This window comes from Chloroflexota bacterium, assembly GCA_016887485.1.
Taxonomy (GTDB): Bacteria; Chloroflexota; Anaerolineae; order Anaerolineales; family Anaerolineaceae; genus Brevifilum.
In genome coordinates this window covers 1,995,400-2,016,054 of the sequence record CP069394.1, presented here as the reverse complement: position 1 = coordinate 2,016,054, position 20,655 = coordinate 1,995,400, and the positions used below count along the sequence as shown (strand labels likewise).

Genomic DNA, 20,655 nt, shown 5'->3' with positions numbered 1-20,655 from the left:
GAATTGGAAAAATCCATAGAATAGTCCCAGAACTATGCGCCTAAAATTGTTGGTACCCAACGTTGAACTCCAAGTTGCCACGGCCCCGTGGCATTCATTTTGTCTTTTCAAGAGAGCCTTTATTGGCTCTCTTTTTTTGTGTCAAGGAGGCGAGTCATGCGCATCCCCGGCCTGATTGATCCCCACGTGCACCTGCGTGAACCTGGTGCGACCCATAAGGAGGATTGGGACACTGGGACTTCAGCTGCGCTGGCAGGCGGTTTTACGGCTGTGCTGGCGATGCCGAATACCCAACCCCCTGTTGCGGACCTGGAAACGCTCGACGCGGTTTATGCGATTGCCGAGAAGAAAGCTTACTGTGACTACGCTCAGTACTTGGGCGCAGGTCCTGATAACGTGCTTGAAGCCGCAAAGGCTGCTCCGGGAGCCGCAGGTCTGAAACTTTATCTGGATCAGACCTATGGTCCGCTGCGGCTGGATGAGATGTCGCTCTGGAAAGCCCATTATGATGCCTGGCCGCTGGACCGGCCCCTGGTGGCACACGCCGAAGGGCGTACGCTGGCCTCGGCGATCCTGATGAGCGCACTGACCGACCGACCGCTGCATTTGGCGCATGTCGCCACCCGCGAAGAAATCCTGCTGGTTCGCGCGGCCAAGGAACGCGGTCTGAAGATCACCTGCGAGGTGACGCCTCACCACCTTTTCCTGACGGAAAAGGACCTTTCGGGCGGTTGGGGTGAAGTACGACCTCGGCTGACCATCCAGGAAGATGTGGACGCGCTCTGGGAGAACCTGGATGTGATTGACTGCTTTGCCACCGACCATGCGCCGCACACCGTGGTGGAAAAAGCAGGCGAGACTCCACCTCCCGGTTTCCCCGGGCTGGAAACAGCCTTGCCCTTGTTCCTGACGGCGGTTAATGAAGGCCGGCTGACGCTGGATGACCTGATTGCCCGAATGCACACCAATGTACGGCGGATTTTCAATCTCCCCGAGCAGCCTGAAACCTGGGTGGAGGTGGATCTGGATGCCACAGCGGAGCTGGCGGCCAAAAACATGCATACCCGTGCCGGCTGGACGCCCTACGAGGGGCGCAAAGTGCTGGGCGTGGTTCGCAAGGTGGTGTTGCGCGGCGAGACGGCCTATCAGGATGGCCAGGTGCTGGCCCCGATGGGATATGGCCAGCGACTGCGCTGACCTCTGGATGAAAAAACGGACAGGCACTTTATGATGCCTGATAAGACGAACAAATTAATTATTCTAGATAGGAGATAATCATGACAAGTTTTACACCCCCCATCCACGGGGAAAATCCCCATCTGCCTTTTGGTGACCAGCGGAATTCGCCATTCTATGGCCAGGATATCCTCTCGGTCAATCAGTTTGACCGACCAAAATTAGATAATATTTTCGGCGTTGCCCACGAAATGTATGAGATGGTGGAACGGATTGGCTCCTTTGACCTGCTCAAGGGTAAGATCCTGGCTAACCTCTTTTATGAACCTTCCACCCGTACTTCTTCCTCATTCACCTCCGCCATGGAACGGCTGGGTGGTTCGGTAATTCCGATCAACAATGTGAGCTATTCCTCCGTCACCAAGGGTGAATCTCTGCCGGATACAGTCCGTACGCTGGAGGCCTATGCCGACGTGGTTGTTCTGCGGCACCCCGAGATCGGCTCCTCAGCTCTGGCTGCCAAGTATGCCAAGAAGCCGGTTATCAATGCCGGTGACGGCGCGGGCGAACATCCCACCCAGGCACTGCTGGATCTCTTCACCATCCATGAGGAATTGGGCAAGGTGGACGGCCTGACGATCACCATGATGGGCGATCTGAAATACGGCCGCACCGTGCATTCCCTTTCCCGCCTGCTGACGCTTTACAACGTCAAGCTCAACTACGTGGCCCCCGATATGCTCAAGATGCCCGATGAGATCGTGGCAGAGATCAGTGAAAAGGGTATCCCCCAGGCTTCCTATGACAGTCTTGAACCCGTGATCGGTGAGACCGATGTGCTCTATGTCACCCGGGTGCAGAAGGAACGCTTTGAGGATCCCGCCAAGCATGAGGAACTGAAGGGCAGCTATGTCGTGACGACCGAGACCATGGACAAGGCTAAAGACGAAATGATCGTAATGCATCCCTTGCCACGCGTTTGGGAAATTGACATGGCCGTGGATGATGACCCGCGGGCTGCTTATTTCCGCCAGATGGAATATGGTCTCTATATCCGGATGGCCCTGTTGGCGATGGTTTTGGGTAAAGCCTGATCCACAACTGACAAAAGACCGATTAGAATTAATACCATCCCCAATATCAGGAGGAAAGAATGCCCACCTTCTTTGAAAAACTTGACCAACGTGCCAAAGCGATTGATTCACTGCTTTGTGTTGGGCTGGACCCACACCCGGAAGACCTGCCGGAACCGACTGGCGCCGCCGCGCTTGAGTTTTGCGTCCGGCTAATCGAAGCCACCAAGGATGTGGCCCTGGCCTATAAGCCCAACGCAGCCTTCTTTGAAGCACTGGGGCCTGAGGGCTGGGAAGCCCTGCAGGCTGTGATCCGCGCCGTGCCGGATGAGATCCCGGTGGTGCTGGATGCCAAACGGGGCGACATTTCCTCCACTGCACGGGCTTATGCCCGTTCAGCTTTTGAGATCTTGGGGGCGGATGCGATCACCCTCAGCCCCTACCTGGGCTATGACTCGCTGACGCCCTTCATGCAAGACCCTGAGAAAGGTGTCTTCCTGCTTTGCAAGACGAGCAATGCCGGTTCGGTGGATTTGCAAGACCTGCCCCTGGGTGGGAACTACCGCCTGATGATGGTCTATGAAAAAGTCGCCGGCATGGCGGCTGAATGGGGCGCACAGGGCAACCTGGGCCTGGTGGTTGGCGCCACCTTCCCCGATGCGCTTCGGCGGGTGCGTGAACTGGCGCCCAAGCAGTGGTTCCTGGCCCCCGGATTGGGTGCGCAGGGAGCAGACCTGGGCGCGGCGATGCAGGCTGGGCTGCGAGAGGATGGTCTGGGGCTGCTGATCAATGTCAGCCGGGGGATCTCCCGGGCAGAAGACCCTGGAAAAGCGGCGCGGGAACTGGTCGAGCGCTTCCGTGAATCCCAGAAGCTGACCCGTCCCAAGCTTACGGCGCAGAAAGGCGCAATGCCCCGTCTGGTGGAGCCGCTAGTGGAAGGGCTGCTCTCGATGGGTTGCGTACGCTTTGGTGAATTTACCCTCAAATCCGGAATGATCTCCCCGATCTATATTGACCTGCGCCGGCTGGTTTCCTATCCCGGTTGGATGACCCAGGTGGCCGCTGCCTATATCCGCCAGTTGAAGTCACTAGATTTTGACCGGATCGCCGGACTGCCCTATGCGGCACTGCCGATAGCGACCGCCATCAGCCTGCAGGGGAACTGGCCGATGATCTATCCCCGTAAGAGCGCCAAAGCCTATGGCACCGCCGCAGAGATCGAGGGCATTTATCACGCCGGTGAAACCGTGGCTGTGATTGATGACCTGGCGACCACGGGTGGTTCCAAGTTTGAAGCGATTGAAAAATTGACCAGCGTAGGATTGAAGGTGAAGGATGTGGTGGTGCTGATTGACCGGGAATCTGGTGCAAAAGAAGCTCTTGCTGAGCAGGGTTTCCAATTGCACGCCCTTTTCACCCTGACCGACCTGCTGAATTATTGGGAAGAGACCGGCCGGCTGCCCGCAGAGCAGATCGCTGAAACGCGGGCCTTCCTGAAAAACGCCGGATCAAAATAGGAGAAATTGATGTTCCGCTCCCGCCGTTACCGGGTGGATAATGAACAGTTAGTGCTGTTCCTGACGGTCCTGCTGGTTTTGGCTGTGATCGTGCTGACCTCCACGGTGACATTTTGCGTGAGCGGGATTTTTATCCTGGGGATGTTCGCGATCAGTGCGTTCACCATCAACGCCCATCACAGAGCCTTGATGCACAGCGCATTGCCGGTAAATGAGATCCAGAGCCTGCAGTTGGACGCCCTTGTGCGGAACTGTTCGCAAAAGCTGCAGCCCGGTGAGATAGATGTCTATCTGGTTATGAAAAACCAGCTGAACGCCTATACCTTCGGGATCAGCGAACCTAAAGCCTTGGTACTCTATACGCCGATGGTTCAGGTGATGGGGCCGGGGGAGCTTTCTTTCGTGATCGGGCATGAGATGGGGCATGTGGCCCTGGGGCATACCTGGCTGAACACGATTTTGGGTGGCATGGCGGGTATTCCTGCGCCCTTTGGCGCGGCAGCGCTGCTCTATGCGGCGTTCCGCTGGTGGAACCGGATGTGCGAATATTCCGCTGACCGGGCAGGCTTGCTGGCCTGCGGTGACCTTAACCTGGCGATCTCAGCACTGGTCAAGCTAGTGGCGCCCAACGTTCGGAGCCAGCAGGAATTTGACCTCGCGCTGGCAATGATTGATGCTCAGGATGATAATGTGAGCAATGTGCTGGCGGAAGCCTTCCAGAGTCACCCAATGCTGATCCGGCGGATCAACAAGCTGCGCGAATATGCCCAAACTGCGGAATATCACCAGATGCAAGCAGGGGTGAATGGCAATGTGGGACAGAGGCCGGAAACTCACAGACCGGTGTTCGAGGCACGGCAGGAAATTCATGATGTGAGGAATATTCCGACCCCGCCCCCGGCAGAGCCACCAAAAAGCCCTGAAGAACGCTGGCCTTGGCTGAAGCGTAAAGATGAATGAAAATAGAAACCCGGGACATAATGCCCGGGTTTTTCGTATTTGTCATTGCGAGGAAGCGTAGCGACGAAGCAATCTCAGATTATGCCTGTGGTGTATATTCTATTCGATTGTCATTTGACTATCTGCGAGATTGTTTCCCACTCCGCTTCGCTTCGGGGACGATGTCGCGAAGCTCGCAATGACAAGAAAGTAATTCACGAAATCGGCCAGACCTCAGAGACCTTTTTCGGAAACAGCGCATCAATCAGGTTCGCGGTCACTTCATTCCTGACCATGCAATCCACATAAATCTCTCGCAGTTCTCTCACTGTGCGGTGGCCGAAGACCAGGTGCAGGAAAGTGTACGATGGGAATTCGGCCTGGGGTTTCTCCAACTCCTCAAATGCCAGGTTCGTAATCTCGGTAATCTTGCCCTTCTCAAATTTGATTAGCAGACCGTTTTTATAGAAGCTCAATTTCAACTCGCCGCTGTATTTCACAAAAGCTGAGTGAGCCAGGTGCTCTTCCAGCACGGGACGCACATTGTCGAGAAATGCCGCCAGATCCGGCACCCGCATGTAATACGCATAGGGCTTGCTTTCCCGTGCAAGCTCATCGGCTGTGACGATATAGGCTGGATGTCCCTCACCCAGCCAGAAACCAACGACCTTTTGCGTTTTTCCCTGTTCTTCTGCTTTTTCCAATCCCTTTTGCCAGAGGAACCGGAGCACACTGGGGGTGACCTCCGGCCAGGCGACTGTGTCAATGATCTCAAACAGGGTGAGCGAGCTTGTAGGGCCCCATTTGATGGGCGGTATGCCGATGAAGCCGACAGGTTCACCCGCGGTATCTTCGATGATATAAATTTCCCTGCGGTTGATGTTATATTGGCGCTTGCCTTTGAGCTCATATTCCCAAAGGGCTTTATCCCAGACAGCCGAGATCAGTGATCTTTCGCAGCCCTGGTTATAGAGCGCCATCAGGAAGGGGATATCCTTTTTCTTGGCCGGTCGCAGGGTATAGGACTCTTCTTCGTCTTCCTTGAGCTCCGGAACCTGCATTTCGTAACCGAAACGGCCGCCGCTCAGATTGAGTGCCATAGCGTAGCCAAATTGGCGGTAGTAGTAGGGGATGCCAGTGATCACCTGGGTCAGTTCTCCCCGTTCTTCACTCCATTGATGCAAGACCTCGAATTGTGCCCTTACCAACCCCTTTCGGCGATAATCCTTCTTCGTCCCGACCAGCTCAGGCCGTCCGACTTTGAAGGGGATGCTCTCATAGGCCCAGGTCTGTGAGATTAGGCAGCAGGAGGAGACAATCTCACCGGTTTGGGTGTCTTCCACGATGGTGAAATCACCCGGTGTCATATTGGGGCTTTCTCCGCTGAGCAGGTCGCGGGTCCAGTCATCGAGGCCGCGGGTGTCCCATTCGTCCTCGCCGTGGATCTCACGGTTGAATTGCACGACAGCCTGGGTATCTTCCTCGGTTGCATATCGCAGGATCAGGCCATTACCCAGATCACGGATCAGTTTCTTGGTCATACAATTCTCCTTGGTTGAGAGAGGGGTGCTTTAATTGTAATTTAAATTGGCCCAATAAATACAATTGCTGAGATTGCTTCCTCCGTCGCAATGACAAGTCTCCTGCCCTTGCGAGGAAGAACGTAGGTCACATGCTGCACAGCGCATGTGACAATGAGTGACTCTATCGCTCATGAAGCGTGATTGATAATATCTTGTCACGTAGGCTTCGCGCTACATGACCTACAAAGACAGAGATTGCTTCCCACTCCGCATCACTCCGGGGACGATGTCGCAAAGCTCGCAATGACAAATCTCTTGTCATTGCGACGGAGCCAAAGGCGGAGGAAGCAATCTCGTAAATCATCCCTTCAATGGATATTGCCCAAATTTCTCCACGGCATCCACCATCGCCAGGACGTTCTCGGGCGGCACGTCGTTCATGATCGTATGCACGGAGGCCACCATATAGCCTCCGCCGGGGCCAAGGATGTTGATCACCCGCCGTACTTCCTGCTGGACCTCTTCGGGGGTGCCGCTGGGCAGGACGCGATGGGTGTCAATCGCGCCGCAGAAGGTCACCTTGTCACCATAGCGCTCTTTTAAACCTGCCAGGTCCGACATCCGGCCCGCGGAGGTCTGGATCGGGTTGAGGATATCCACCCCAATCTCGATGAAGTCCTCAATCAGGTTAAAAACGTCGCCATCGGTGTGGAAGAAGATCTTGGCATTGGTACGTTCCTTGATGAAAGCGATCAGGTCGGCATGGAAGGGCTTGACCATCTGGCGGTACATCTTGGGGGAGATCATCAGGCTTTCCTGCGTGCCGAGGTCATCGCCGATCTTGATGATATCCAGATATTCCCCGGTTTCCGCCAGGAACGCGCCCATCATCTCCTTGCATTTTTCCGTGATTTTCGCCAGCAGGGCGGTGGCGAAATCTGGGATCATCGCCATGTTCAGCAGGAAGGTGTCCATTCCCTGCATAGCAAAGGCTCGCTCAAAGGGGAAAAGCAGCCAGGGTATGCCCATGATGGCGTATTTATTTTCATTGGCTAATTTCCTAGCCCAGGCTTTGCAGTGTGCCACGCGGGTGGGGTCGGTCATATCCGGCCAATCAAAAGCCTCGATCTCTTCGATGGTTGTGGCTTCCTTCAGCGGCGGGGGGCCAAATGTCCAATCGCCATCGTCAAGCTGAAACTGGCTGGTTCCCCAGGAATTGATGTAGGCGTCTTTGGGCCCTCGGGCTTCATTTCTTTGGCGGATGGAGAGCGGTTCCAAATCCAACACACCGCACGCATCGCCATGCAGCCTTTCGAGGGTCAAATCGTCAACAGCAGCCGTGCCCAGCTCCGGCCAATCATAGAGGTACTTATCCGGTGCGTCAACACCGATCAGCTTCTTAATCCCTCGATAGGTCTTCAATTTGATGCCGGTGGCATTGCTGATCCCAATGATGATTGGGACCCGGTCGGGTTCCTGGTGGTTGATGGCGGCAAGGACACGTTCTTTGGATGTCATGGACATGGCTCACTCCCGGCTGACTATGGAAATCGAGAGAAAAAAAGCCCGGCGGATCAAATTCCCACCGGGCTTGGACTGCAAATTGATTTAGGACAGGTTTTCCAGTTTGGTGACCATTTCGTCGATCACATCATAACCGCCCTGCCAGAACTCCGCCGTGGTGACGTCGATGCCGGCGTTGGCCAAAAGCTGCACGGGGGCGATGGAGCCACCCGCTGCCAGGATCTGCATATAGCGGGGCTTGAAGGATTCGCCCTCAGCCTTATATTGTTTGTAGAGCGAGAGCACCAACAATTGCCCGAAGGCATAGGCATAAACATAGAAGGGCACGTTGAAGAAGTGGGGGACCATCACCCATTCCCAGCGGAACTCATCGGAGATATCCACGGAATCGCCGAATTCGCTCTGGAGGTTGGCAAGGTAGGCATCCGCCAGTTCACCGACCTGAGCGCCCTTGGCGATCATGTCATGTGCGGTCTGCTCGAACATCGAGAAGTAGTTCTGCCGCAGGATGGTGGCAAAAGCGTCGTCCATCTGGCGATAGAGCAAATCGCGCCGAACTGCCTCGTCGGTTTCCTCTTTGAGGAGCTTATCCACCAGCATCATCTCAGCAAAGGTGGAAGCCGTCTCTGCCAAGGGCAGGCAGGCATGTTGGGTGAGTGCGGTGTGTTCCTGCGCCATCAGGGAGTGGATGCCATGACCCAGTTCGTGCGCCATTGTGGCGACGTCGTCCGGGAGGCCCTGGTAGTTAAGCAGCACCCAGGGGGTCAGGTCAGGGGTGATGGTGGCACAGAAAGCGCCGCTCATCTTACCCTTGCGAATTTCACTGTCCACATGGTCGGCATCCAGAATCTGTTGGGCCATCCCGGCGAATTTCGGATCGAATTCATTGAAGGATTCGAGCACGATCTCGGCTGCTTCATTGAAGCCATAGGTCTTGTCGGATTTCGCAACCGGGGCATAGATATCGTACCGGCGGAGCTTGTCCATTCCGAGCCGTTTGGCTTTGAGCTGGAAGAAGCGCTGGAAGTGTTTGGCGTTCTTGCGGGTGACATCGAGCAGGGTTTCGATTACATCATCGGGGATGTCATTGACCAGGTTCCGAACGGAGACGGGGGATTTGAAACCACGCAGGGTGATGTTTTCGTTGCGCCAGTCCCGGGCCAGGCCCTGATAGATCTGACCGAGGATGGGGGCGTCCGCTTCATAGATCCGGAAGAGTTCCTGATAGGCCCGGGCACGCAGGTCTGGGTCGGCATCCCGAACCAAGGCGCTGATCTCGCCGCGGGTCATTTCCTTTTCCTCGCCGTCAACGGTGAGTTTGAATGTGTAGCGGTTGGTGATCGAATCGTAGAGCATATTGAGCGCTGTGGAACCGGTCACATCTTTGATGTTGATGATTTTTTCTTCCGGTTCGCTCAGGGTGTAATCCTTGAAGTTGCGGATGGCTTCCAGCCAGTAACGATAGTCACCGGAGGCATCCAGCAGCCGCTGGGCATTTTTATCGTCCAGGGCTTTCCACCAGAGGCTGAAGAAGAGTATCTTGTTAGCGGCTTCGGCCTGGAACTGGTTCACTTTGGCAACCAGGCCCTGGGCATTCTGATCCTGTGTATCCGAGGCGAATTTCAACTCTGCGAATCCACCTAGGCGGAGCATCAGGCGGAAGAAACTTTCGTATTCCTTGATGATCTTGCGGAACAGGTCTTCGCTGATGTCGGGGGTGAGTTGGTCCCGATAGGCCTCAAAGGTTTCCAGGCCTTGGTTGATTTCCTCAAAGGTGGCGTCGATTTTGGGATCATCCACCCCGGTAAAGAGGTCGCTGAGATCCCAGGGAGATTGGGTGTAGGTCTTATCTGACATTGTTTCTTTCCTTTTGATTATTTCCGGTTCAGGCGAATAGTTCAGACTGCCCCTGCCGGTTTAATTTCTTGAGATGCTTCCTGGCGGACGATTTCCCGCAGGGCATCGATTGATTTCCGTTGTTGGGCTGCTTCGTCCCAGTAGTACCAGAGCTTCCACCCGTTACCCGGGCCGCTGCGGATTTCCTTGGCGATCTTATGGATTGAACCGCGGTGTCCATTGTATTTCAGCTGGCCATCGGCCAGCACCTGGGCGGTCACATCGCCTTCCGTGCCGTAATAAAGCAACTGACCGGGGCTGAGCAGGCCATCTTCCACCAGACGGCCGAAGGGAATCCGGGCACGGTGACGCGGGTTGGGCGTGACATAGATCGGCGGGTCAAATTCCAGTTGTACCACTTCGTGAACGCGCTGCCTGGCAAGGCGGGCGTACTTTTCATCTACCTCAATCCCGATGAAATGCCGGTGGAGCTTGCGCGCCACAGCGCCGGTAGTGCCTGTGCCGAAGAAGGGGTCCAGGACCACATCGCCAAGGTTGGAGCTGGACATGATGACCCGGTAGAGCAGGGCTTCCGGCTTCTGAGTGGGGTGTGCTTTTTCACCGTTCTCATCCCGCAGCCTTTCGCCACCCGTGCAGATCGGAAAATACCAATCCGAGCGCATCTGAAGGTCATCGTTCAGGCCCTTCATGGCGTGGTAGTTGAATGTATACTTGGCGCCTTTTTCCTTTTGCACCCAAAGCATGGTCTCGTGGGCGTTGGTATAACGCACGCCGCGGAAATTAGGCATGGGGTTGGCTTTGACCCAGACCACATCATTCAGGACCCAGAACTGGAGGTCCTGCAGGATTTTCCCGACCCGGTAGATGTTATGGTAGGAACCGATCACCCACAGGGTTCCGGTGGGTTTAAGCACGCGCCGGCAGGCCGTGAGCCATTCGCGGGTGAACTGGTCATATTGATTGAAACTCTCGAACTGGTCCCAATCATCATCCACGGCATCCACTTTGGTCAGGTTGGGGCGCCAAAGTTCCCCCTCCAACTGGAGGTTGTAGGGCGGGTCGGCAAAAATCAGGTCAACGGAGTCTTCAGGCAGATCTGCCAGGATCTGCCGGCAGTCGCCTACCAGAACCTGATCCAGTGGGAGGGAGGGGTTGATTTGTGTCATAAGTGTTCTTATTTTAACGGCTTTTAAGCGCTTTTGGGGGTGAATTGTGGAGGAACGAGGGAGAAAATGGAAACTGCCGGGGAAATACCCTCGCGTCCATCGGTTATAATCCCTCTACAATACGTTCCAACCTGACCATTAGAAAGCCGTTTTATGTCAAACGAAGCTGAATATCGCCCCCTGCCAAAACGCTGGCGGGTTCATTACCCAATACCCAATGACATTTCCCAGGAACTCAGTGAATTTTCGCCACTGCTGCGACAGCTGCTCTATAACCGCGGCTATCAGGACGCCGAAGCGGCGGCAGCGTTCATTGAGGGCCGGGTTCCCTTTGACCGGGACCCCTTCCTGCTGAAGGGGATGGAAGCGGCAGTGGAGCGGCTGCATCAGGCCGCGGTTGGCGGCGAGAAGGTTGTTGTTTATGGAGATTATGATGTGGATGGCGTCACCTCAACCGCACTGATGGTGGAATTCCTGACCGGGTTGGGCGTGGAAGTACGCCCGTATATTCCCGACCGGTTTGATGAGGGTTATGGTCTGAATGATGAGGCCATGCGCACGCTGGCGGGAGAAGGCGTTGCCCTGGTGATCACCGTGGACTGTGGTGTGCGGGCTGTGGGTGAGGTTGACCTGGCGAATGAGCTGGGGATGGATGTGATCATCAGTGACCATCACCATCCAGGCTCGGAACTTCCCCCGGCTATGGCAGTGATTGACCCCAAACAGGCTGATGATGTCTATCCAGAAAAATATCTGGCCGGGGTGGGTCTGGCTTATAAGCTGGCGCAGGCTTATCTGGCAAAGTATCCGGTGACGGGCCTGGACGCGGAGGATTGGGTGGATCTGGTGGCCCTGGGTACGGTGGTGGATTTGGCGCCGCTCAAGGGCGAGAACCGGATGCTCGTCCGGCAGGGCCTGGCCAAGATTCGCAAGACACCGCGCCAGGGACTTTATTCGCTGGCGCAGGTTGCCCGGGTGGATCTATCCAAATGTAATGCAGGTAACCTCGGTTTCCAGTTAGGACCGCGCCTGAACGCCGCGGGACGGCTGGAATCGGCACAGATTGCATTTGAGCTTTTGGTGACCAAAAGTCCGTTTGAGGCGGGTCAGCTAGCCCAGCAGTTGGACACGGTCAACAGCGAACGCCAGGATATGACCGCTGAAATCCGTGAGCTGGCCGCGGAGCGGGTTCTCACCGAGAACCCGGACGCGATGCTGTTCTTTGCGGCTGATCCCCGCTTTAATGAAGGCGTGGTTGGGTTGGCAGCTTCCCGGCTGGTGGAATCCTATTACCGCCCGTCAATTGTGGCGCATATGGGAGAGGAATTCACCGTGGCGTCCTGCCGCTCGATCCCCGAGTTCCACATCACCCAGGCGCTGGATCAATGTGCGGATTTGCTGGTCCGCCACGGTGGGCATGCGGCCGCTGCCGGTTTCACCGTACGGAATGAGAATGTGGATGCACTGCTGGAAAAGATGCGCAAAATCGTGGCAGAGCAGCTGAGCGAGATGGAGCTGCTGCCGGAGCTGATCATTGACCGCGAGATCAAGCTGGAAGGGCTCGCTCCGCAATTTGTCCCCGGAATATTGGAAGACCTGCATAAATTGGAACCCACCGGGCGAGAAAACCCCGAACCGATCTTTGTCTCCCGTAACCTGACCGTGCGCAGTGCGCGGACGGTGGGTCGTGAGAAAAGCCACCTTAAGCTGTACCTTGCGGCTGGAAATTATAGCTATGACGCGATCGCGTTCCGCCAGGGTTACTGGATGGCGGAGATGCCTGAGAAGATAGATATCGCCTTTCGCTTTGAAATTAATGAGTTCAACGGCCGCAGTACGCTGCAGCTGAATGTGAAGGAGATCAAGGCGGCGGAGTGATTTTGTCATTGCGAGCCCCGATTGGGGCGTGGCAATCTCTCAATTTCTTGTATTTTTGAAATGACCAAAACACGATAAATCCGCTAGGATGAAGAGAGATTGCTTCGTCGTCCCGTGGGACTTCCTCGCAATGACAAATTTTATAATTGTCGGTCATGTTTCGTGCGTGACATTAAAAAGTCACGTGAGCGGTAGAGATGCATTACGTGACTTTTTCAATTTGTTAACGAAGGTGCGCTCACTGCAGAGCGCACCTAAAAAGACCCTCAGGTTTCTTAAATCCAGTGCAAAATCCCGGCGAACACTACCATCATCAGGGCATCCACTGCGAAGAGTGAGCCGATCACCCAGCGCTGGGTTTTGGGCTTCCAGTCATAGGCCAGGAAGGAGACTACAAAGAAGGGGATGTAGGTGGTGATGAAGACCGGGAAAGCGCCCCACCAGGAGTAGACCCAGTGGAAAGCGGGCGTCCTGGCCAGGAAGATCTCGATGATCGAGAACAGGGCGGCATTAGCCACGGCCATCACGATCCGGTTGTTGATGCCCAGGATCTTGGCCTTGGGGTCTTCGGGCAGCAGTTTGCTGAGCACGATACCGGCTATCGCAAACATGAAGCTCAGCTCAATTCCTACGCCGATCAGGATCAGGAAGCTGGCGCCGGTTGGGACGGTCCAGAGGGCATGACCGCTGAAGTGCTGGATCAGGGCGTTGCCGATCTCATAAAACCAGTGCACGCCATAGAGCGCCAGGCCGGCTGCAATGCCCTTGAAGTTGCCCTTTTGATACTCATTGGTATAGACGTAGATCACCAGCGCCAGCAGCGTGATGATGACCCATTGGAAGTTCTCCCCCGAGCGCAGGATCGCCAGGGCTTGGTCGGTCAGTTCAGGTTGGTTCATGTCTCCTCCGTGAAGATTTGGCTTGTAGGGTGGGTTGCCAACCCACCGGGATGAAATATGGAATGCATCCATAGAAATTTTAACCGATTCTTATCGGTGAACCGAAGACAATTCATCTTGTCATTGCGAGGAAGTCCCAGAGGGACGACGAAGCAATCTTAGCGATGGGAGCATTTAGGATTGCTTCGCAAGCTCGCAATGACAAGATTGTTGGTTGTTCGTCTATAATTCCTTCCATGTTATTTCCCATTCTCCTTTCCGCGGCCACCATCGGCTTTTCTGCGGGGGTCACCCCCGGGCCGTTTCAAGCGCTGCTTCTCTCCTATGCCGTCAAAGGCGGCTGGAAGAAAGCGCTGCCCGCGGTCTTCGCTCCTGTGGTCAGCGACGGGCCGGTGATCCTGCTGGTTCTGTTGATCCTCAACAGCGTCTCGGCTGGTTTTGTGCGGGTGCTGCAGATCGGTGGGGCGCTGTTCCTGCTCTATCTGGCCTGGGATTCCTACCGCGCCTATCGTGATTACACCGGTGTCGAGGAGCTGGCGGATGCAGGCGGATTTCAGACCCTGGTCAAGGCGACCGCCATGAACCTGATTTCGCCCGGTCCCTGGCTCTTTTGGAGCCTGATCAACGGACCAAACCTGATCGAAGCCTGGCAGGTCTCGCCCTGGTGGGGCGTAGGTTATCTGGGGGCGTTTTATGGTGTTTTCATCCTGACCAATATCGTGTTGATTGTCCTTTTTTCGTTTGTGCGCCAGATGGGGGACAAGGTGCGCCGGGTGTTACTGCTTATTGCGGCGGTTGCCCTGGCAGGGTTTGCGGTGTATCAGTTTCTGCAGGGTGTGGGCGTGACGTAGGGGGTTCTAACCCCATCCCTGGCCCTTCCCCTGCGCCCTCCGTCAGGACTTCGGGTGTTTCGCTTTGCTCCAGAGAAGGGAACCTGCGAAGCAGGGGGTAGGGGTTGAGATTGACAGATAACCTTCTTAATATCAAACAATGTCTAGTGAAATCTATGGTGTCGTTGGGGGGTGTAAAATGGAATTAGGTAAAATTCTGTGCGGGGGTAGAAGTGGATAGAAACGAGCAAATTTCTAGAGAAACCAGAGAAAGATTAATTGAAGCAGCCAGAAAGATGCGGAGGAATCCCACAGAGACTGAGGCCTTGTTATGGGAGGTCCTGCGAAAAAAGCAGATGGATGGTTTTCGATTCCGCAGGCAGCATATTATTCATACGTTTATCGTTGATTTTTACTGTCCAGAAGCGAAGTTGATTATTGAGATTGATGGGGGTATTCATGCAGCTCAAACCGAGTATGATGGATTCCGGGAAGAGGTATTGGTCCAGATGGGTTATGGTGTAATTCGATTCACGAATGAGCAGGTGATGAAAAAGGTCTCAACTGTTTTGGAGGAGATCAGGATAAAACTTTCGGAATAATAACCCCATCCCTGGCCCTTCCCCTTGAAAGGGGAAGGGAACCTGCGAAGCAGGGGGTAGGGGTCTGTTCCTGCGCCCTCCGGCAGCACTTCGGGTGTTCCGCTTCGCTTCAGGGGAAGGCTTAGATAAATGTTCGATAAAACACTTTAGGCTTCCCCTTGAGGGGAAGCTGTCTGCGTAGCAGACTGATGAGGTGAGATTTTTTCCTCTTCTCTGGCACTATTTGCCACCTTCCCCATAGGAGGAAGGCTTAATGAAGGGGTCCTTTTTATATAATTCCGTTTGCCATCATGTCATGATTGTCACGCTGGAAGCGTGACCTACGATTTGATCTATTTAAACGCCCCTTTGCTGTTTTTTCCTCTTGCTCCCTCCCTTTATTCTGAGGTTTTGTTGCCGCTTTCCACAAAACAATACTTGATCCCATCCCCTGGCATTGGATTTCCCTTATCCAAATATGGTAAACTTCCAGAACTTAGCTCTGATTTTTTAAGGATTCCCTATGTTCCCAAAAGCCAGTCCCAAAGTCGTCGAACGAGCCAAACAGATTCTGGCTTATGATCCTGTGTTCATTGACACCGAGACCACCGGTTTCACGCACAAAGACGTGGTGATCGAGATCGGCGTGGTGGACCTGCACGGCAAGACGCTCTATAAATCACTCTTCAAACCGGCCATCCCGATTCCCCCTGATTCAGTAGCCGTGCATCACATCACCGAGGAAATGGTGGCGGATGCGCCTTCCTGGAAAGATGCCTGGGAAGAGATGGAGCCTGTTTTGAAAGGCCGGTTGGTGGGGATGTATAACGCCGAATTTGACCTGCGGATGATGAAGCAGACCCATGAACGCTACTGGCTGGATTGGCCGCTGGATGACAGGCATTTCTTTTGTGTGATGAAGCTCTATGCTGCCTTTTATGGCGAACTGAGCACGCGCAGCCGGGGCTACCGGCTGCATAAATTGGAGGCTGCCGGCGCAGCTAGCGGCATCCCACTGCCCAACTCTCACCGCGCGGTGGACGATGCCCTGCTCACGGCGGAACTCTTCCGCTATATGGCGAATTACAGTTAACCTGATCTTATTTCCCCTGGAGAGAAAAATGCCTATCAAATATCCCCCCACCCGAGCAGAGGATTATGTTGAGGAACTGCACGGTGTGCAGGTGCCTGACCCATACCGCTGGATGGAAGACCTCGACAGCGACGAGCTTCGTCAGTGGATTGAGGCTCAGAACGAGTTGACATTTGATCTGTTGGATTCCTCGCCTCTGCGGGAGGAGATCCGTCAGAGGATGACGACGCTCTGGAATTATGAGAAGGTCTCTGCGCCGGTCAAACGTGCGGGTCGCTATTTCTACTTTTATAACAACGGGCTGCAAAACCAGGATGTGCTCTATTGGATGGACAGCCTGGAGGACGAGCCGAAGGTCCTGATTGACCCCAATACGCTCTCCGAGGACGGCACAGTGGCGCTTTCCGGTGCGGCTGTCAGTCCAGATGGTCAGTACCTGGCATACGGTATTGCCGACGCCGGTTCGGACTGGCAAACCTGGCATGTGCGCCGGGTGGATGATGTTATTGATACGGATGACCTGGTGGAATGGGTCAAATTCTCTGGCGCCAGCTGGGATGGCAAGAGCGAGGGCTTCTTCTACAGCCGTTACGACGCGCCAGAAGGTGAAGCGCTCAAGCAGGCCAATTATTTCCACAAACTCTATTATCACAAACTCGGAACGGACCAGTCTGAGGATAAATTGATCTATGATCGCCCTGATCAGAAGGGCTGGCTGTTTTGGAGCCATGTCAGTGAAGATGGGCATTATCTGATCATCAATGTCTCGCATGGGACCGCAGCTGAGAACGCCAATTTCATCCTTGACCTGACCGACTCTTCGAGTGAGGTGGTGGAATTGCTGCCTGATTTCGACGCGGAATATCTCTTTGTGGGCAATGACGGCCCCCGGCTCTATTTCCGCACTGATCGGGACGCCCCCCAGCAGCGTCTGGTAGCAATTGACCTGGCACATCCCGAACCTGCTGACTGGGTGGAGATCATCCCGGAAGCTGCGGATAAGCTGGAATTTGTGGACTATGTCGGCGGCCGTTTCATCTGCACCTACCTGCATGACGCGGCCAACGAGGTCAAGTTCTTCAAGCCGGACGGCACGCCCGATGGTGAATTGGCGCTGCCCGGGCCGGGTACTGTGCTGGGCTTTGGCGGGCGCAGTGATGACACCGAGACGTTCTATAAATTCTCATCCTTCACGACCCCTGGCACGGTTTTTCACTTTGATCTGGCCACTCGGGAAGTGACCGTTTTCCGTCAACCGGATCTGGCCTTTGACCCCGATGATTATGTTACGGAGCAGGTCTTTTACACAAGCAAGGATGGCACCCAGATCCCGTTGTTTATCAGTCACCGCAAGGATTTGGTGGTCAATGGCGACACGCCATCCTACCTCTATGGTTACGGTGGGTTCAATATCCCCATTCCCGTGTCTTTCAGCGTTCCGAACCTGGTCTGGATGGAGCGGGGCGGGATTTTTGCTCAGGTACAGTTGCGCGGGGGTGGCGAATATGGCCGGGCCTGGCATGAAGGCGGGATGCTGCATAACAAGCAGAATGTGTTTGATGATTTCATCGCCGCTGCGGAATATCTGATTGACCGGGGCTACACCCGCAAGGAGAAGCTCGTAGTGGGTGGGCGCAGCAATGGCGGCTTGTTGATTGGCGCCGTGCTGACCCAGCGGCCGGACCTCTTTGGTGTGGCGCTGCCTAATGTTGGTGTGCTGGATATGCTGCGTTTCCATAAATTCACCATCGGCTGGGCCTGGGTGTCGGATTATGGCTCACCGGATGAGGAAGCTGAATTCAAGACCCTGCTGGCCTATTCACCCCTGCATAATATCCGCCAAGGCGTGGCTTATCCACCGACAATGGTGATGACGGGGGACCATGACGACCGGGTCTTCCCGGCGCACAGCTTCAAATTCACGGCAGCGTTGCAGCAGGCTCAGGCCGGTGAAGCGCCTGTGGTGATCCGGATCGAGACCCGCGCGGGACATGGCGCAGGCAAACCGACAGCCAAACTGATTGAAGAGTTTGCCGATATGTGGACCTTTGCCCTGATGCACATGGGGTAGAGGTAGTACTATCAAGATCTTTTATGAGGGATGCGCCAATTGCATCCCTCTTTTCATTTTTTTTGATACCGTAGAAAATCTAGCGCAAATTTTCGGGATTTTGTGTATACTTAACCTGCAATGAACGATGACGATTTAGGTAGTGATAGATACTGGAAGGACGTTCCCAGCCAGGGGGCTGTGTTGGTGACATTTGCAGGAGGATTATTGAGTTAATCTCTGGCATTTGCCGCCTGCCTGTGTTTGCTGTGGAAAGACCTTCGCGACTATCTCAAACGTGATGGTCTTTTTTTCATGCGCTCTAATTAAAGGTCGTGTCTGGAGGCAAACATGGTAATCAAAGATCTCAACAGTATTGATGAAGTGCTCGAACTGATCCGTCAAGCGGCTTCGGAGGGTAACTGGGATGAAGTATCCACACTTCTCGAAAAGTTGAGACGTTCCGACCAGGCCGACGTTTTTTCTGATCTGCCTCCCGAGCAGCAGCAGGAAATTATCCCCTTACTGACACCTGAAAATACTGCAGACATCCTCGAAGAATTGGAGGATGAAGACGTAGCCGAGATCGCCAACCGGATGGAAACAGACCGGTTGGTGGAGATCGTTGATAACATGGAACCGGATGAGGCGGCTGACCTGCTGGGTGATATTCCCCCGGAGCAAGCCGAGGAAGTCCTTTCCCAGATCAATGACCCGGAAGAGGTCCGCTTGCTTTTGGAGCACCCGGATGAGACCGCCGGTGGTGTGATGACCTCTCTGGATGTCATGATTGAGCAGGATATGACCGTTGATGAGGCGATCTGGCATCTGCGGCATCTTTCTCCCGATTCAGAAGATATCTATTATCTTTTTGTGCAGGATAAAGACGGTCATCTGGTCGGCGTGGTTTCACTGCGCCAGCTGGTGATCGCCAAACCTGGCACGGTGATCCGAGAGATCATGGATAAGGACCCCATCTCGGTCAATGTAGGGGCCGACCAGGAAGAAGCAGCCCGTTTGATGCAGCGGTATGACTTGTTGGCTCTGCCTGTGGTCGATGAAGAGCATCATTTGGTCGGCATGATCACCTACGATGACTTGCTGGACGTCTTGGAAGACGAGGCCACCGAGGATATCTACCGTTTGGGTGGTGTTCCCAAGGAACAGCCTGCCGATGTCGCTCTGAGTTCAGCGATGAAGACCCGGCTGCCTTGGCTGGTGTTGAATTTACTGACTGCGCTGATCTCTTCGACCGTGTTGAGCGTCTTTGAAAACACGATCGCTCAGGTCGCGGTGATCGCGGCTTTCTTCCCGATCGTGGCAGGAGTCAGTGGCAGCGCGGCCACACAAACTCTGACCGTCACGGTACGCGGGCTGGCGTTGGGGGATATTGCCCCCAAGGAGGGTTTGAAGGCCCTCGGGCGTGAGCTGCTATTGGGACTGGTGAACGGTATCAGCATTGGCCTGATCGTGGCTGTGATTGCCTTAATCTGGAAGGGAACGCCGCTGCTGGGTTTCGTGGTGGGGAGCGCCACATTATTGAATATGATCTGCGCCGGGATAGCAGGCGTGCTGGTGCCGATGTTGATGCACCGGCTTAAATTTGACCCTGCCCTGGCCTCGCCGATTTTGGTGACGACCATGACCGACACTCTGGGCTATTTCTTCTACCTCGGTCTGGCAACTTTATTGATCGCGAGTTTGGTGTAGCCATGTGGTGCGCTCAAAAGCGGAGCGCACTCTACACATATTAAATATGATTCACGTAGGTCACGTATGGCGGCGAAGCTGCCTACGTGACTTTTTTTGTCACGCTGGAAGCGTGACCTACAGTTGACTACTGTGTTGATTACGAGCCTGGTGTAGCCATGTGGTGCGCTCAAAAGCGGAGCGCACCCTACACATATTAAATACGATTCACGTAGGTCACGTATGGCGGCGAAGCTGCTTACGTGACTTTTTTGTCACGCTGGAAGCGTGACCTACAGTTGACTACTTTGTTGATTGCGAGTTTGGTGTAGCCATGTGGTACGCTCAAAAGCGGAGCGCCCCCTACACTTATTAAATACGATTCACGCAGGTCACGTATGGCGGCGAAGCCGTCTACGTGACTTTTTTGTCACGCTGGAAGCGTGACCTACAGTCCTTGACATGAAAAGGTTATGTCATATAATATATGAACGTATGCTCATATAATCAGGAATAGATGATGGACACGACGAAAGAGACAACACTGGTGCTGAATGGCGAAGCGCTGACCGACGAGGTCATTTTAACCATGGCGGAGAGCTTTAAAGCCCTGGCAGACCCCACCCGGCTGCGGATCCTCGCGCTGCTCTCCGAAGGGGAATGCGGCGTGGGTGATATTGCGGACCATTTGGAGGTTTCGCCGAGCGCAGTGTCGCACCAACTGCGGTTATTACGCAGTCTCGACATCGTGCGCTACCGCAAGGACGGCCGCGAGGTCTATTATGACCTGGCGGATGATCATGTCCGTGACATTCTGGGCCGTACGCTGGAACATATCCTTTACGAATGAGGTTTTTTAC

Annotated in this window: 16 protein-coding genes; 11 read left to right on the top strand and 5 right to left on the bottom strand. The window is 54.6% G+C overall.

Annotated features, from left to right (window positions below; genetic code table 11):
* Window positions 1-156 precede the first annotated feature (156 nt).
* The 4 genes from JR338_09225 to JR338_09210 all read left to right on the top strand — a co-directional run bounded on the left by JR338_09225 (window position 157) and on the right by JR338_09210 (window position 4,726).
* Window positions 157-1,197 carry an amidohydrolase family protein gene (locus JR338_09225; GenBank protein QRN82599.1) on the top strand — a complete coding sequence of 347 codons (1,041 nt, stop codon included), beginning with the start codon at window positions 157-159 and terminating at the stop codon, window positions 1,195-1,197.
* Between the two features lie 80 nt (window positions 1,198-1,277).
* The gene (gene pyrB, locus JR338_09220; protein ID QRN82598.1) at window positions 1,278-2,270 is read left to right on the top strand and encodes an aspartate carbamoyltransferase; all 993 of its coding nucleotides are present in this window, start codon (window positions 1,278-1,280) and stop codon (window positions 2,268-2,270) included.
* A 59-nt stretch (window positions 2,271-2,329) separates the two neighbouring features.
* On the top strand, window positions 2,330-3,766 hold the full coding sequence (gene pyrF, locus JR338_09215; GenBank protein QRN82597.1) for an orotidine-5'-phosphate decarboxylase: 1,437 nt from the start codon (window positions 2,330-2,332) through the stop codon (window positions 3,764-3,766).
* A 9-nt stretch (window positions 3,767-3,775) separates the two neighbouring features.
* Entirely contained in the window at window positions 3,776-4,726 is a 951-nt protein-coding gene (locus JR338_09210; GenBank protein QRN82596.1) for a M48 family metallopeptidase, read from the top strand.
* A 194-nt stretch (window positions 4,727-4,920) separates the two neighbouring features.
* On the opposite strand, the gene JR338_09205 is transcribed toward JR338_09210, so the two are convergent.
* From JR338_09205 to JR338_09190, 4 genes are all read right to left on the bottom strand, one after another.
* Window positions 4,921-6,246 carry a GNAT family N-acetyltransferase gene (locus JR338_09205; GenBank protein ID QRN82595.1) on the bottom strand — a complete coding sequence of 442 codons (1,326 nt, stop codon included), beginning with the start codon at window positions 6,244-6,246 and terminating at the stop codon, window positions 4,921-4,923.
* Between the two features lie 342 nt (window positions 6,247-6,588).
* Window positions 6,589-7,752, bottom strand: coding sequence for a hypothetical protein (locus tag JR338_09200; GenBank protein QRN82594.1), 1,164 nt, complete (start codon window positions 7,750-7,752; stop codon window positions 6,589-6,591).
* Between the two features lie 84 nt (window positions 7,753-7,836).
* On the bottom strand, window positions 7,837-9,609 hold the full coding sequence (locus JR338_09195; protein QRN82593.1) for a M3 family oligoendopeptidase: 1,773 nt from the start codon (window positions 9,607-9,609) through the stop codon (window positions 7,837-7,839).
* A gap of 41 nt (window positions 9,610-9,650) precedes the next feature.
* Window positions 9,651-10,775: a site-specific DNA-methyltransferase gene (locus JR338_09190; protein ID QRN82592.1), complete on the bottom strand. Its 1,125-nt coding sequence runs from the start codon at window positions 10,773-10,775 to the stop codon at window positions 9,651-9,653.
* A gap of 153 nt (window positions 10,776-10,928) precedes the next feature.
* On the opposite strand from JR338_09190, the gene recJ reads away from it, so the two are divergent.
* Complete coding sequence (gene recJ, locus JR338_09185) at window positions 10,929-12,653, top strand: single-stranded-DNA-specific exonuclease RecJ (protein QRN82591.1); 1,725 nt, start codon at window positions 10,929-10,931, stop codon at window positions 12,651-12,653.
* A gap of 275 nt (window positions 12,654-12,928) precedes the next feature.
* On the opposite strand, the gene JR338_09180 is transcribed toward recJ, so the two are convergent.
* Complete coding sequence (locus JR338_09180; GenBank protein QRN82590.1) at window positions 12,929-13,552, bottom strand: hypothetical protein; 624 nt, start codon at window positions 13,550-13,552, stop codon at window positions 12,929-12,931.
* Window positions 13,553-13,788: 236 nt separating this feature from the next.
* Here JR338_09180 and JR338_09175 point away from each other — a divergent pair, with 236 nt between their 5' ends.
* The 6 genes from JR338_09175 to JR338_09150 all read left to right on the top strand — a co-directional run bounded on the left by JR338_09175 (window position 13,789) and on the right by JR338_09150 (window position 20,645).
* Window positions 13,789-14,403, top strand: a complete 615-nt coding sequence (locus tag JR338_09175; protein ID QRN82589.1) for a LysE family transporter — start codon at window positions 13,789-13,791, stop codon at window positions 14,401-14,403.
* Window positions 14,404-14,678: 275 nt separating this feature from the next.
* Window positions 14,679-14,984 carry an endonuclease domain-containing protein gene (locus JR338_09170; GenBank protein ID QRN84405.1) on the top strand — a complete coding sequence of 102 codons (306 nt, stop codon included), beginning with the start codon at window positions 14,679-14,681 and terminating at the stop codon, window positions 14,982-14,984.
* 502 nt (window positions 14,985-15,486) lie between these two features.
* On the top strand, window positions 15,487-16,056 hold the full coding sequence (locus JR338_09165; GenBank protein QRN82588.1) for a 3'-5' exonuclease: 570 nt from the start codon (window positions 15,487-15,489) through the stop codon (window positions 16,054-16,056).
* Between the two features lie 28 nt (window positions 16,057-16,084).
* On the top strand, window positions 16,085-18,127 hold the full coding sequence (locus JR338_09160; GenBank protein ID QRN82587.1) for a S9 family peptidase: 2,043 nt from the start codon (window positions 16,085-16,087) through the stop codon (window positions 18,125-18,127).
* Between the two features lie 330 nt (window positions 18,128-18,457).
* The gene (gene mgtE, locus JR338_09155) at window positions 18,458-19,816 is read left to right on the top strand and encodes a magnesium transporter (protein QRN82586.1); all 1,359 of its coding nucleotides are present in this window, start codon (window positions 18,458-18,460) and stop codon (window positions 19,814-19,816) included.
* A 496-nt stretch (window positions 19,817-20,312) separates the two neighbouring features.
* Entirely contained in the window at window positions 20,313-20,645 is a 333-nt protein-coding gene (locus JR338_09150) for a winged helix-turn-helix transcriptional regulator (protein QRN82585.1), read from the top strand.
* Window positions 20,646-20,655 lie beyond the last annotated feature (10 nt).

Excerpts from the sequence above, each read along its gene's own strand:
- mgtE (QRN82586.1), top strand. The coding sequence starts at position 18,458 with ATGGTAATCAAAGATCTCAACAGTATTGATGAAGTGCTCGAACTGATC.
- JR338_09210 (QRN82596.1), top strand. The coding sequence starts at position 3,776 with ATGTTCCGCTCCCGCCGTTACCGGGTGGATAATGAACAGTTAGTGCTG.
- recJ (QRN82591.1), top strand. The coding sequence starts at position 10,929 with ATGTCAAACGAAGCTGAATATCGCCCCCTGCCAAAACGCTGGCGGGTT.
- JR338_09190 (QRN82592.1), bottom strand. The coding sequence starts at position 10,775 with ATGACACAAATCAACCCCTCCCTCCCACTGGATCAGGTTCTGGTAGGC.
- JR338_09175 (QRN82589.1), top strand. The coding sequence starts at position 13,789 with ATGTTATTTCCCATTCTCCTTTCCGCGGCCACCATCGGCTTTTCTGCG.
- JR338_09225 (QRN82599.1), top strand. The coding sequence starts at position 157 with ATGCGCATCCCCGGCCTGATTGATCCCCACGTGCACCTGCGTGAACCT.
- JR338_09170 (QRN84405.1), top strand. The coding sequence starts at position 14,679 with ATGCGGAGGAATCCCACAGAGACTGAGGCCTTGTTATGGGAGGTCCTG.
- JR338_09150 (QRN82585.1), top strand. The coding sequence starts at position 20,313 with ATGATGGACACGACGAAAGAGACAACACTGGTGCTGAATGGCGAAGCG.
- pyrF (QRN82597.1), top strand. The coding sequence starts at position 2,330 with ATGCCCACCTTCTTTGAAAAACTTGACCAACGTGCCAAAGCGATTGAT.
- JR338_09200 (QRN82594.1), bottom strand. The coding sequence starts at position 7,752 with ATGTCCATGACATCCAAAGAACGTGTCCTTGCCGCCATCAACCACCAG.
- JR338_09205 (QRN82595.1), bottom strand. The coding sequence starts at position 6,246 with ATGACCAAGAAACTGATCCGTGATCTGGGTAATGGCCTGATCCTGCGA.
- JR338_09160 (QRN82587.1), top strand. The coding sequence starts at position 16,085 with ATGCCTATCAAATATCCCCCCACCCGAGCAGAGGATTATGTTGAGGAA.
- JR338_09180 (QRN82590.1), bottom strand. The coding sequence starts at position 13,552 with ATGAACCAACCTGAACTGACCGACCAAGCCCTGGCGATCCTGCGCTCG.
- pyrB (QRN82598.1), top strand. The coding sequence starts at position 1,278 with ATGACAAGTTTTACACCCCCCATCCACGGGGAAAATCCCCATCTGCCT.
- JR338_09165 (QRN82588.1), top strand. The coding sequence starts at position 15,487 with ATGTTCCCAAAAGCCAGTCCCAAAGTCGTCGAACGAGCCAAACAGATT.
- JR338_09195 (QRN82593.1), bottom strand. The coding sequence starts at position 9,609 with ATGTCAGATAAGACCTACACCCAATCTCCCTGGGATCTCAGCGACCTC.